This is a genomic window from Agromyces sp. Y182, assembly GCF_059445385.1.
This window is the reverse complement of record NZ_JCAIUF010000002.1, coordinates 925,055-937,998: the sequence shown is the minus strand read 5'-3', so window position 1 is coordinate 937,998 and position 12,944 is coordinate 925,055. Positions and strand designations below refer to the sequence as shown.

Below are 12,944 nucleotides of genomic sequence, written 5' to 3'. Positions count from 1 at the left end.
CGCGAGAGGGCCATCAGATACCGGCGCCCCGCCTCATCCGGTTGATTCGCTGTCAGCATAGCGGGACTCGGGAACGCGTCGCTTGCCGATTCAGCGCACGTGCGGCGCCACCTCTGCGGCGATGAGCTCGAGGTGTTCGAGGTCGCGCATGTCGACGAGCTGCAGGTACACCCGGTCGGCGCCGAGGTCGCGCAGTCGCAGCAATTTCTCCACGGCCGCGGACGGGGAGCCCGCGATGTTGACCTCCGCGAAGTCGTCGGGGTCGGCACCGATGGCGGCGAGGCGGCGCAGGTACTCGGCATCGGATGTCGCGACCACGGCGGGCAGCGCGACACTGGTGCGAATCGAACCCGGGTCGCGGCCGATCTCTTCGCACGCTCGCCGCACCCCGTCGAACGTCTCGGCGATCATGCGCTCGTCGCGGAACCCGATGTTGAACTCGCTCGCGAAGCGTGCGGCGATGGCCGGCGTGCGCCGCGGCCCGGCGCCGCCGACGATGATCGGCAGCGGCGTCTGGGCGGGTTTCGGCAGCGCGGGCGAGTGAGCGAGGCGGTAGTGCTCGCCCGCGAAGTCGTAGTGCTCGCCGACCGGCGTCGACCAGAGTCCCGTCACGACCTCGAGCTGCTCTTCGAGGATGCCGAAGCGCTTCGGCGGGAACGGGATGCCGTAGGCCTCGTGCTCCTCGGCGAACCATCCCGTGCCGAGTCCGAGCTCGACCCGGCCGCCCGACATGGCGTCGACCTGTGCGACCTGGATCGCCAGCACCGACGGATGCCGGAAGGTCGCCGAAGAGACGAGCGTGCCGAGCCGGATGCGGCTGGTCTCACGCGCCAGGCCGGCGAGGGTGACCCAGGCGTCGGTGGGGCCGGGCAGGGGATCGCCCTCGCCCATCGCGAGGTAGTGGTCGGAGCGGAACCAGCCGTCGAAGCCGAGTCGCTCGGCCGCACTGGCTTGCGCGAGCTGGTCGTCGTAGCTCGCGCCCTGCTGCGGCTCGGTGAAGATGCAGAGTTTCATGGCTACGCCTGTCCGTCGATCGCTGCGAGCACCGTGTCGTGCAGCACGCCGTTGGTTGCCAGGGCGCTGCCGTGCCACGGTCCGGGTTCGCCCGTGATCGAGGTGAACCGCCCTCCCGCCTCCTCGACGATCGGAATGAGCGCGGCGAGGTCGTACGGCTTCACGTCGAACTCTCCTGTGATGTCGATGAGGCCTTCGGCGAGCAGCATGTACGACCAGAGGTCGCCGTAGGCCCGGTCGCGCCAGACGCGTTCGGCGAGCGAGAGGAGCCGGTCGAGGTAGCCCGCGTTGCGCCACTGCGCGATGCTCTGGAAGCTCAAGACGGCGTCGGAGAGCGTCTCGACACCGGAGACCCGAAGGCGCCTGGCACCGGGGAAGGGGCCGGACGCGGCATCCGTGCCGTGCTCGCTCGCACCGGCCTCGGCGGCCGAACCCGTCGTCCATGCGCCCAGACCCGTCGCGGCCCACCAGCGGCGGCCCATGGCGGGCGAGGAGGCGACGCCGACGACCGGTACGCCATCGACGGCCAGCGCGATGAGCGTGCCCCATACCGGCACGCCGCGCAGGAAATTGGCGGTGCCGTCGATCGGGTCGATGATCCACTGCCGGGTGCTCTCGCCCTCAGTGCCGAACTCCTCGCCGAGGATGCCATCGCCAGGGCGGGCCTCGGAGATGCGATCGCGAATCGCGCGTTCGACGGCGAGGTCGGCCTCGGTGACGGGGGAGCGGTCGGGCTTCGTCTGCACGTCGAGGTCGATCGCGCGGAATCCCGCGAGAGAGACGGCATCGGCCAGTTCGGCGAGTTCGAGGGCGAATGCAAGGTCGGTGGTGAGGTCGTTGGCGTCGGCATCTGTCACGTCGTTCAGGCTACCGGCTTGCCATGCCGAGACTGCGGCGCGCCGATTCCGGCCCCGATTGGCGCAACCGCGGGTTCTCCTGATAACGTGATTCCTCGGTTCGAGTTACTGAAAAGTCCGAACTACGAATGCGAAAGCATGCACCTCTAGCTCAATCGGCAGAGCAACTGACTCTTAATCAGTGGGTTCTGGGTTCAAGTCCCAGGGGGTGCACGATCAAGCCTCGAACCTCTCGCCGGGTTCGGGGCTTTTTCACTTTCAAGCGGCGCATGGTTTCACTTTCAGGCGACGCAGAGTCAGTCGTCGAAGCCGCGGGCGACGAGGGCCTCGCCCATCGCATCGGCGGTCTGCAGCGCCCGTACGACGACCGGCACCGCAACGGCGCGGAGCGATCCCTCGGCGCCGCGCGCCTTGCGAGCCTCGAGCACCGCGCGCACTATCTCGGCCATGAGCGGCACCGCCCTGATCGTCATCGCGAGCACGATGCCGACGCGGTCGGCGTCGACGCGCGACTCGAAGGGGCGGAGCCCACGCTGTACGGCGTCGAGGATCGCCGAGACCTTCGTCGTCAGCGTCACGAGCGCCGCAAGGGCGACGCACGCCGCGAGTCGCATCGACATGACGAGCGCCGACTCCCAGCCGGAGAAGAGCGCGTTCAGCGGCGCGGCGATCGCGAGGATCCAGAGCACTGGCACGAGCTGGCGCACGGCGAGCCGCACCGGGACGCGTGCGACGGCGAAGCCGGCAACGACCAGGAGGAGAGCGGCGAGGAGCATCCACGACGCCGGGAGCAGGGCCACCACGATGACGGATGCCGCGAGCCCCACGAGTTTTGCACCCGCCGGCGTGCGATGCAGCAGCGAGTCGCCCGCGAAGTACGCGCCGATCATGAGATGAGCGCCCGATACGCGTCGAGGGCGACCGCAGGCACGTCGTCGGCGACGATGCGGCCGTGCTCGATGACGAGCACCCGGTCGAACTCGGCGACCGCCTCGAGGCGGTGGGTGACGACGATGAGCTGTTCATCGAGCTCGGCGAAGTGACGTTCGACGAGCGCTGCGTTCCGTGCATCGAGGAGCGTCGTCGGCTCGTCGGCCACGACGAGCGCCGGTCGCATCACGAGCACTGCGGCGAGGGCGAGCAATTGCTTCTGCCCGCCCGAGAGGCGGTGCGCCGGGCGGTCGGCGAGCTCGGTCAGTCCGAACCGTTCGAGCGCACCGTCGACGCGGGCCGCGGCATCCGCTGCGCTCAACCGAAGCCGCCGCAGTGAGAACGCGACGTCTTCGCGCACCGTGGGCATGACGATCTGGTTGTCGGGGTTCGTGAACACGAAGCCCACCCTGCGCCGCACCTCGCGACCGTTGCGTGCGACATCGAGTCCGTCGACGCTCACCCGACCGGCGCTCGGCGTGACGAGTCCGTTCACCAGGCGGGCGAGCGTCGACTTGCCCGAGCCGTTCGCCCCGACCACGCCGATGCGCCGCTCGGTGACGCGGAGCGAGACGTCGCTCAACACCGCCTCGCCGTCGTAGCGGTGCGTGACGTGGTCGAAGACGATCTCGCTCATGCGGTGGGCGACTCGGGTGCGGCCTCGGCCTCGGCAACGGATGCCACGGTGTCGGATGCCGCGGGGTCGGAAGCCGCGACACGGCGGGCCCACGGCCACCGCCGCGCGGTGATCAGGCCGGGCCAGGCGCGGTGCACGCCGGCCGCGACGATCGCCGTGACCACGGCCTTCGCGACGTCGCCGATCAGGAACGGGGACATCGCCGCGATCGCGCCGCCCACCGGCATGCCGGTGACGACCGCGAACCACGGGATGCCGACGAGGTAGACCACGAGCACGCCGCCGACGAGGCTCGCGACGAGCAGCGACCAGAACGGGAGCTTCGGCGCGAAGCGCTCGACGAGCCAGCCGATGACGAACGCGCCGGGGATGAAGCCGATCAGGAACCCGCCGGTCGGGCCGGCGAGGGTGCCGAGGCCGGCGGCACCGCCGGCGAGGATCGGCAGGCCGGCGAGGCCGAGCACGACGTAGACGGTGACGGCGAGGGTACCGTTGCGGGCGCCGAGTATCGCGCCGGCGAGCATTACGCCGAGGGTCTGGAGGGTGATCGGCACACCGAAGCCGAGGGGGATCGCGCCCGGCAGTGTGAGGGCGGCGATGAGCGCGGCGAACACCGCGATCTGCGCGAGGTCGCGTGCAGTGCTGCGGCGCGGGCGCGGGGCGGGCGCGCCCGCATCGTTCGTGGCGGTGTCGCTCGGGGTGGTGCTGTGGGCGGAGGTCATCGGGTTCCCCTCTCGTGACGTGCGGGCGGTTGCCCGGGAATCACGTTACGAGGGAGGTGATGACGTTCGTCGACTCAGCCGTACAAGAATCACGGGTCGATCTTGGACGGCGAAGGCCGAGGCGACTCAGGCGGCGCGGGCCTCGAGTGCCGTGGCGGCGCCGATGGTCGGCAGGGCGGCGGCTTCGACGTCTGCAGTTTCGAAGTCGGCGGATGCCTCGGCGACAAGCTCATCGGAGGGTGCCGACGTCTCGACGGGCTCAGCCCAGACGATGAGCGGAGCGGGCTCCCAGCCGAGCGCGAGGGTCTCTTCGCCGGCAGGCACGACGACGGCGACGGAATCGCGCTCGTCGAGGATGGCGCGGGTCAGTTCCGCCGCGATCTGGTGCGTGAGCATCGCGTGGAAGATGCGATCGGTGTCGCCATCGGACTTGCGCACGAGCGACCACCCGCCGCCCGGACCGATGAACTCGGACAACTTCGTGTTCAGGAGTTCGAAGATGTGCTCACCACGAAGATCGGCCGCGGAAGGGTGCGGCGTCTGGGCGGCAACATGGGCGGAGGCCTGAGCGGCAAGCCGTGCACGGCGCCAACGGCGGAACATCGTGCCCCTCTCGGTGGGATCGTTTCGGGTCGTTCGTCCCAGTTTCAGGCACGGCGTTGCGGATCGCGAGTGACACGCCGCGCAAGGCGCGGGCGACGAAACTATTCGCCGAGCTCGCCCTGTTTCGTCTCTTCGGCGACCGTGCCGATCGCGATCGCGAGGCTCGCCGCCCACGACACCCACATGAGCAGCAGGCGCCAGTCGCGGGGGCCCGACGCGGTCGCCCGCACCACGCCGATGCCGCTGAATATGGCGCCTATCACGGCTCCGCTGAAGAGGTACTTGCGCATGCCGCAACGCTACCGCTGGTTTCGCCGGGCTGGGAGACATCCGTGAATCTGACCGATCGTGCAGAAGCTGACCGATCGGTCAAATATCGTGAGTTCATGCCCACCGAAGCATCCATACCGTCCCGCGTGCGCGCCAGCGATGAGCTGCGCCAGGTCGCCCTCGAACAGTTCGCCACCGTCGGCTTCGCCGCGAGCTCACTGCAGCAGATCGCCGACCATGCCGGGTACTCGAAGTCGAGCGTCCTCTATCACTACACGTCGAAAGAGGCGCTGCTCGAGGCCGCCATCGGCCCGGCCATCGACCTGCTCGAGACCCTCCTCCGCGACTTCGTCGCCGGCGGCCGAACTGCGGCGGCCCACGCGACCTTCATCGAGGACTTCGTCGACTTCCTGCTCGGCAACCGGCTCGCCGTGCACACCTTCGTCAACCAGGGGCAGTCGCTGCGCGGCCTGCCCGTGATCGAACGCGCCAACGTCGCCATTCGCGGACTCGCCAACTCGATCTGCGACGACGACGCCCCGATCGCCGAGCGGATGCGCTTCGGCGTCGCGCTCGCCGGGGCCACCTACACGCTCGTGGCCGGTGCGACCTTCCTCGATGCAGACCAGCAGATCGCCGACGAAGACGTACGCGATGCCCTCATCACCGTGCTCTCCGAACTCTTGCTGACGGCCGACGGCCGCCCGATCCGATAGGCCCGCCCATGGCACTCCTCCTGCACCGCATCGGCCGTTTCGCCTTCCGCCGCGCCTGGTACGTCATCGCGGCCTGGGTGCTCGCCCTCGGCGCGCTCCTCGGCGCGGGCATCGGGCTCGGCGGTCAACTGCAGGACTCCTTCGCCATTCCCGGCACCGAGTCCCAGACCGCGATCGACCAGCTCGCCGCCGTCTTCCCGCAGACGGCGGGTGCGTCGGCGAAGACCGTCGTCGAAGCGCCCGACGGGGCATCCGTCGAGTCCGACTCGTTCCGCGCTGCGATCGAGGCGATGGAGGCCGAGATCGAGCAGGTCGACGGGGTCGCGAGCGTGCTCGGTCCGTTCGACGAGTATGCGGGCGACCAGATCTCCGGCGACGGCCGCACCGCCTACATCCAGCTGCAGTTCGACGGACCGGTCACGGATGTCACGGCGGAATCGCTCGACGAGGTGACAGCGACGGGCGAGCTCGGCCGCGACGCCGGGCTCACGGTCGCCTTCGGCGGCGACGTCTTCCAGGAGACCAGCTTCGGGCTCACGCTCACCGAGGTGTTCGGCGTGCTGTTCGCCGCCGTGGTGCTCATCATCACCTTCGGCTCGCTGCTCGCAGCCGGCATGCCGCTGCTGACCGCACTCGTCGGCGTCGGTGCCGCGTTCGGCGGCATCTCGATCGTCGCGGCGTTCGCGACGGTGTCATCGACGGCGCCGATGCTCGCCGTCATGATCGGCCTCGCCGTGGGCATCGACTACGCGCTGTTCATCTTGTCGCGCCATCGAAACCAGCTCGCGCGCGGGGAGGATCCCGAAGAGAGTGCCGCCGAGGCGGTCGCGACCGCGGGCGGGGCCGTCGTGTTCGCCGGCCTCACCGTGATCATCGCGCTGCTCGGACTGCTCGTCGTCGGCATCCCGTTCCTCAGCGTGATGGGGGTCGGCGCCGCATTCGCCGTGCTCATCGCGGTCGCGGGCGCCGTCACGCTCCTGCCCGCGCTGCTCGGCGTGCTCGGGCGCCGCCTCGTCCCGAAGCCCGGCGGCCGCGCACATCGCCGGGCGAATGCCGACGACGACAGCGGCAAGCGCACCATGGGTCGCCGCTGGGTCGACCTCGTGCTGAAGGCGCCCGTCGTGTTCGTGGTGCTCGTGGTCGGACTGCTGGGCGCTGCCGCGATCCCGGCGGCGAGCCTCGACCTGAACCTTCCGAACGGATCGGGAACCGAGGGATCCAGCCAGCGCGAAGCCTACGAGATGATCGAGAACGGCTTCGGCCCGGGCTACAACGGGCCGCTCATCGTGACCGTCGACATCACCCAGACGACCGACATCTTCGGCGACCTCGACGCCATCGGCGCGCGCATCGACGAACTCGACGACGTCGCCTACGTCGGCGACGGCCTGCCCAACGAGACAGTCGACACCGCGATCATCCAGGTGATCCCCGAGAGTGCTCCGGATGCACCGGAGACCAAGGTGCTCGTCGAGAACATCCGCGATCTCGAACCCTCGATCACCGCCGACCTCGCCACCCCCATCGCGGTGACGGGCTATACGGCCGTGGCGATCGACATCTCGAACCGGCTCGCCGACGCGCTCATCCCGTTCGCCCTCATCGTGGTCGGCCTCTCGATCGTGCTGCTGCTCATGGTGTTCCGATCGGTGTTCGTACCCATCAAGGCCGCCCTCGGATTCCTGCTCTCGGCGTTCGGTGCCATCGGGGTCACCGTGGCGATCTTCCAGTGGGGGTGGTTCGCCGACCTCCTGCACGTCGAGCCTGGTCCGATCCTCAGCTTCCTGCCGATCCTGCTCATGGCCGTGTTGTTCGGCCTCGCGATGGATTACGAGGTGTTCCTCGTGTCGGGCATGCGTGAAGCGTTCGTGAAGAACCGGGACGCCCGCAAGGCCGTCGTGCACGGCTTCCAGCACGCCGCCCGGGTCGTCACCGCGGCCGCGCTCATCATGTTCTTCGTCTTCTTCGCCTTCGTGCCAGAAGGCTCGGGGGTGATCAAGGGCATCGCGTTCGCGCTCGCCGTCGGTGTCGCGTTCGACGCCTTCCTCGTGCGAATGACGCTCGTGCCCGCCGCGATGGCCCTCGCGGGCAAAGCCGCGTGGTGGTTGCCGAAGTGGCTCGCGAAGGCGCTGCCGAACGTCGACATCGAAGGCGAGGGCCTGCGCGCACACCTCGATCAGGAGGCATGGGCCGCCTCACGGCCCGCCGCGGTCAACGCCGACGCTGCCGTGTTCGGCCTGCCCGAACGGCGCATCGGCCCGCTCTCCATCGAGGTTCCCGTCGGCGGCGTGCTCGTCGTGCGCGGAGACACGGTCGATCGGCGCGTCGTCGCCGCGACGCTCGCGGGGCGTCTCGACCCCGTCGCCGGTCGCCTCGCCGTGCTCGGTTCGCCTCTGCCCTCAGACGCCGGCACCGTCATGCGCGGCGTCGCGATCGCAGAGGTTGCAGCGGGTGCCTCGCCAGGCGGTACTGTCGGCGAACTCATCGCCCGCCGCCTCGACGCCACTCGGCCCTGGTACCGGCTCGCTCCATCGAACGCCCTCGTGCAGTCGTGGGTGGCCAGGGCGGCCGACGCCGCCGGCCACGGTCTCGACGGTCCGCGCTTCACCGCCGACACCCCGCTCGCCGGGCTCGGTGTGGAGGCACGAACCCTCGTGGCGGTCGCCGCCGCGCTCGCTGAGCGCCCGAAGGCCCTCGTGATCGACCTCGACGACGATCCCGGATCGGCCAGCGGTGAGCTGTGGCGCGCCCTCGCCGAGCTCGTGCCCTCGCAGGTCACGACGATCGTGGGTCTCGGCCCTTCGGCCGTGTCGCCTGCGATCTCGCCGGAACTCGCCGCACGCGGCATCCGTACCCTCGAACCCGTCTTGACCCAGGAGGCACTCCGATGAGTACTCGACTCTCCCGACTCTTCGGCTCGACGCCCGCGGCGCGCCGGGTGCGCTACGGCGTGCTGGTGGCCGCGGTCATCGCGGTGCCGCTCGCCGTCTCCGGGCTGGTCTCCGGCGCGCTCGGCGGTGCCGGCGACAACCTCGAGCAGATCCCCGCCGTCGTCGTGAACAACGACGAGATGGTCACGATGACCCTGCCCGACGGCACCGATCAGCCCGTGCTCGCCGGGCGTCAGCTCGTGACCGAGCTGACCGACCCCGACACCGCCGGGTTCCAGTGGAAGATCTCCAACGACGAAGAGGCGGCCGACCTCCTCGCTTCAGGCGACGCCTACGCGGTGCTGACGATTCCCGCGGACTTCTCCGAGTCGGTGACCTCCCTCTCGGGTCAGAAGCCGACGAAGGCGAACCTCGACATCCGCACCGACGATGCGCACGGCTACCTCGCCGGATCCGTCGCCCAGTCGGTCGGCGACGCCATGTCGACGACGTTCGGCCGAGCGCTCACCGCGCAGTACCTCGAGGGCTTCTACACGAACCTCGCGGAGATGGGTGGCTCGCTCGGCGATGCAGCAGATGGCGCGACCCAGCTCTCGACGGGGGCAGGCGCCCTCGCCGGCGGGCTCGGCACGCTCTCGAACGGCGTCGCATCGGCGGCTTCCGGGGCGACGGATGCCGCGAATGGCGCGTACGCGTACGCCGACGGCGTCGCGCAATACGCCGAGGGCGTCGACGGCATCGCGAGTGGGCTTTCGCAACTCGACGGACAGGCGGCGCAGCTCGACGGGCTCTCCGCCGGCTGGGACCAGTACGTCGGCGGCATCGCCGCGGGAGTCGCCCAGGTGGAGACGGGCACGACGCCGCTGATCGCCCAGCTCACCCAGTTGGCGATCGATCAGCCCGAGCTCAAGCCCCGGGTCGACGAAGCCATTGGGCGCATCCAAGGCACGCTCGGCGGTCTGACGACCATGGCGACGTCCGGTCAGCAGCTCGCAGCCGGAACCCGCAGCGGCATCGACGGTGTTCAGGGCGGCATCTCCCAACTCTCCGGCGGCGCCGCGGCGCTCTCCGGCGGCTCGAGTGGCATCAGCGACGGGGCGAACGGTCTGGCGACCGGCGTCGACCAACTCGCGGTCGGCCTCGGGCAACTCTCGACCGGTGCAGCGGATGCGGCGACCGGAGCGACCGACCTCGCGGGAGGCGCGAACACTCTCGCAACCGGCCTCACCACGGGTGCCGAGAGCGCGAAGGCCCTTACCGACATCGACAGCGCGACCACCGCCGATGTCGTCGCAGAACCCGTGACGGTCGACGCCACCCGCGACCACGAGATCGCGGGCATCGGAGAGGTGATCGGCATGCTGTTCGTGCCGGTCGGGCTCTGGCTCGGCGCGATGGCGCTGTTCCTCGTGTTCCGCCCGTTCGGGCGCGAGGCGCTGCGCAGCACGGCGTCGACCGGCGGCCTCGTCTGGCGCACGCTCGCTCGCGCCGGGCTCCTCGCGCTCGTCCAGGCCGTCACCGTCGTGCTGCTCCTGCACGGTGCCATGGGTGTCGCCTGGAGTCTGCTGCCGCAGACCCTCGCGTTCGCGGCCCTGCTCGCGCTCGCGTTCACCTCGCTGCACGCGTTCCTCACGGTGTGGCTCGGACGCGCGGGCCTGCTCGTCTCCCTCGTGCTCGTCGCGCTGCAGCTCACCGCATCCGGCGGCCTCTATCCGATCGAGGTGTTGAGCGGGCCGTTCCAGGCGATCAGCCCGTTCCTGCCGCTGACCTGGGCGGTGCAGGGCATGCAGCTCATCGTCTCCGGTGCAGCCGGGGGAGCGGTGGCGATGGCCGCGGGCATGCTCGCGCTCTTCGGTGCCGTCGGCGTGATCGGCACCGCCATCGTGGTGGGGCGGCGCCGCGGCATCCGCTCGATCGGCTTCGCGGCCGCCGCGCTCGGCTGATCTGCAGGCCGGGCGCCGCCGCGCCCGGCCCCAGCCCTCGATCGCCGCCTGAGCGCGAGACGGGCGACTGTTAGCCTGAGTGAAGCGCCAGGAGGGACACCCGCCATGCACGCCCCTGAACTCACAGGCGACGAGCTCTACGTCGACGCCGCCTACGACATGATCGTCGTATCGAACCGATTGCCGGTCGACTACGAACGCGGACCCGATGGTGAGACCGGGTGGAAGAGCTCACCGGGCGGTCTCGTCACCGCGCTCGAACCGATCATGCGCGCCGCCGACGGAGCGTGGATCGGCTGGGCCGGCGTCGCCGATCAAGAGTTCGACCCGTTCGAGTACGACGGCATCAACATCATCCCGGTGCCGCTCTCGGAGTCGGAGCTCGAGGACTACTACGAGGGCTTCTCGAACGACACCCTGTGGCCGCTGTACCACGACGTGATCGCACCGCCATCGTTCCACCGCGAGTGGTGGGACGCCTATGTGCGGGTCAATCGTCGCTTCGCCGAGGCCGCCGCGCGCGCGGCATCCGACGGGGCAGTCGTCTGGGTGCACGACTACCAACTGCAATTGGTGCCGCGGATGCTTCGTGAGAAGCGCCCCGACCTCGTCATCGGATTCTTCAATCACATCCCGTTTCCGGCATATGGCATCTACTCGCAGCTGCCTTGGCGACGCCAGGTCATCGACGGATTGCTCGGCGCCGACGTCATCGGCTTCCAGCGTGCCGCCGACGCGGGCAACTTCACCCGTGCGGTGCGCCGGTTGTTCGGCTACGCCACCCGTGGCAGCGTCATCGACGTGCCCGGTCCCGACGGCGATGTGCGTCACGTCGTCGCCCGTCAGTTCCCGATCTCGATCGATGCGGCCGGCTTCGAAGAGATCGCACGCCGACCCGAGGTGCAGGCGCGCGCCCACGAGATCCGCGAGAGCCTCGGCAACCCCGAGACGATCATGCTGGGTGTCGACCGGCTCGACTACACGAAGGGCATCCGGCACCGGCTGAAAGCATTCGGCGAGCTCCTGCGCGATGGTCGCCTCTCGGTCGAAGACGTCACGCTCGTGCAGGTCGCGAGCCCGTCGCGCGAACGCGTCGAGACGTACCGGCAGTTGCGCGACGAGATCGAGCTCATGGTCGGCCGCCTCAACGGCGACTACTCGACGCTCGGCCACCAGGCCATCGCCTACCTGCACCACGGCTACCCGCGCGAAGAGATGGTCGCTCTCTACCTCGCCGCCGACGTCATGCTCGTGACCGCGCTCCGCGACGGCATGAACCTCGTCGCGAAAGAGTTCGTCGCCTGCAGCTTCGACGATGACGGTGTGCTCGTGCTGAGCGAGTTCACCGGGGCATCCGACGAGCTGCGGCAAGCCGTGCTCGTGAACCCGCACGACATCGAAGGCCTGAAAGACGCGATGGTCGAGGCGGCCCGGATGCCTCGAAAGGAACGCGCCCGCCGCATGCGGGCACTCCGCAAGCGCGTACGGGAGAACGACGTCGCGAAATGGTCGGCGACATTCCTGAAGACGCTGACCGGCGCGGGCATCATCGCGTCGGGTGTTCCCGAGAGCCTCGACGCCGCGATCATGCGCATCGCCACCACCGATCGCCTGCTCGTCGCGCTCGACTTCGACGGCACGCTCGCCCCGCTCGTTGATCGACCCGAAGACGCGCGAGCGACCAATCGTGCTCGCGCCGCGATCGAACGGCTCGCCGCCATCGACGACACCAGGGTCGCGATCGTCTCGGGTCGCGCACTCGAGAGCCTTCGCGAGGTCGCGGATCCGCCGCAGGGCGCCCTGCTCAGCGGCTCGCACGGTGTCGAACTGCAACTCGACACCGGTGGAGTGACGATCGACCTGCGCGATGCCGAACTCGCGGCGCTCGAGCATCTCACGCGCGTCCTCGAAGAGGTCGCTTCAGGTGCGGAGGGCGCCTGGGTGGAGTGGAAGCCGGCCGGCCTCGCACTGCACACCCGCAAGGTCGCCCCGGCGACTGCCGCCGAACTGCAGCACGCCGCGCGCGAGCGGGTGGAGTCGGAGATCCCCGAACTGACAGTGCGCAGCGGCAAAGGGGTGCTGGAATTCTCGGTGCGACCGAGCGACAAGGGAGAGGCGCTCACCCGACTCCGTCAGCACTCGGGCGCCAGCGCCGTGGTCTACGTCGGCGACGACATCACCGACGAAGACGCGTTCGCCGTTCTCGAATCCGACGACCTCGGCGTGAAAGTGGGTCAGGGAAGATCGCTCGCCACCCATCGCGTGCGCAGTCCCGAAGACGTCGCCGACCTGCTCGAGCACCTCGCCGACGCCCGTGACACGGCGCGCGGAGGCCCTTCGCGCTGGCCATAGACTCGATGC

At 69.6% G+C, this 12,944-nt stretch carries 11 protein-coding genes and 1 tRNA gene; 5 read left to right on the top strand and 7 right to left on the bottom strand.

What is annotated here, in order from left to right; translation table 11 throughout:
* Positions 1-90 precede the first annotated feature (90 nt).
* Together AC1C2R_RS18865 and AC1C2R_RS18860 are read right to left on the bottom strand one after the other, a co-directional pair.
* Positions 91-1,014 (bottom strand): LLM class F420-dependent oxidoreductase, encoded by a 924-nt coding sequence (locus AC1C2R_RS18865; RefSeq protein ID WP_495380912.1) that lies wholly within the window; start codon positions 1,012-1,014, stop codon positions 91-93.
* A 2-nt stretch (positions 1,015-1,016) separates the two neighbouring features.
* A complete protein-coding gene (locus AC1C2R_RS18860; RefSeq protein ID WP_495380911.1) occupies positions 1,017-1,871 on the bottom strand; it encodes an inositol monophosphatase family protein in 855 nt (284 codons plus the stop codon).
* A gap of 140 nt (positions 1,872-2,011) precedes the next feature.
* Here AC1C2R_RS18860 and AC1C2R_RS18855 point away from each other — a divergent pair.
* Positions 2,012-2,084, top strand: a tRNA-Lys gene (locus tag AC1C2R_RS18855).
* 83 nt (positions 2,085-2,167) lie between these two features.
* Here the strand turns inward: AC1C2R_RS18855 and AC1C2R_RS18850 are convergent.
* From AC1C2R_RS18850 to AC1C2R_RS18830, 5 genes are all read right to left on the bottom strand, one after another.
* Entirely contained in the window at positions 2,168-2,761 is a 594-nt protein-coding gene (locus AC1C2R_RS18850; protein ID WP_495380910.1) for an energy-coupling factor transporter transmembrane component T family protein, read from the bottom strand.
* Positions 2,758-3,438 (bottom strand): energy-coupling factor ABC transporter ATP-binding protein, encoded by a 681-nt coding sequence (locus AC1C2R_RS18845; RefSeq protein WP_495380909.1) that lies wholly within the window; start codon positions 3,436-3,438, stop codon positions 2,758-2,760. Before AC1C2R_RS18845 ends, AC1C2R_RS18850 begins: the two co-directional genes overlap by 4 nt.
* Positions 3,435-4,160 carry a biotin transporter BioY gene (locus tag AC1C2R_RS18840; protein ID WP_495353565.1) on the bottom strand — a complete coding sequence of 242 codons (726 nt, stop codon included), beginning with the start codon at positions 4,158-4,160 and terminating at the stop codon, positions 3,435-3,437. Before AC1C2R_RS18840 ends, AC1C2R_RS18845 begins: the two co-directional genes overlap by 4 nt.
* A gap of 126 nt (positions 4,161-4,286) precedes the next feature.
* Positions 4,287-4,763: a hypothetical protein gene (locus AC1C2R_RS18835; RefSeq protein ID WP_495353566.1), complete on the bottom strand. Its 477-nt coding sequence runs from the start codon at positions 4,761-4,763 to the stop codon at positions 4,287-4,289.
* Positions 4,764-4,864: 101 nt separating this feature from the next.
* The gene (locus AC1C2R_RS18830) at positions 4,865-5,053 is read right to left on the bottom strand and encodes a hypothetical protein (RefSeq protein WP_495353567.1); all 189 of its coding nucleotides are present in this window, start codon (positions 5,051-5,053) and stop codon (positions 4,865-4,867) included.
* A gap of 96 nt (positions 5,054-5,149) precedes the next feature.
* Between AC1C2R_RS18830 and AC1C2R_RS18825 the strand changes: the two genes are divergently transcribed.
* The 4 genes from AC1C2R_RS18825 (at position 5,150) to AC1C2R_RS18810 (ending at position 12,935) form a co-directional block, all read left to right on the top strand.
* Complete coding sequence (locus tag AC1C2R_RS18825; protein ID WP_495353568.1) at positions 5,150-5,749, top strand: TetR/AcrR family transcriptional regulator; 600 nt, start codon at positions 5,150-5,152, stop codon at positions 5,747-5,749.
* 8 nt (positions 5,750-5,757) lie between these two features.
* Complete coding sequence (locus AC1C2R_RS18820) at positions 5,758-8,640, top strand: MMPL family transporter (protein ID WP_495353569.1); 2,883 nt, start codon at positions 5,758-5,760, stop codon at positions 8,638-8,640.
* Positions 8,637-10,583, top strand: coding sequence for a YhgE/Pip family protein (locus AC1C2R_RS18815; protein WP_495380908.1), 1,947 nt, complete (start codon positions 8,637-8,639; stop codon positions 10,581-10,583). The genes AC1C2R_RS18820 and AC1C2R_RS18815 overlap by 4 nt, the downstream gene beginning before the upstream one ends.
* Positions 10,584-10,688: 105 nt before the next feature.
* Entirely contained in the window at positions 10,689-12,935 is a 2,247-nt protein-coding gene (locus AC1C2R_RS18810; protein WP_495353571.1) for a bifunctional alpha,alpha-trehalose-phosphate synthase (UDP-forming)/trehalose-phosphatase, read from the top strand.
* The last annotated feature ends 9 nt before the right edge of the window (positions 12,936-12,944 follow it).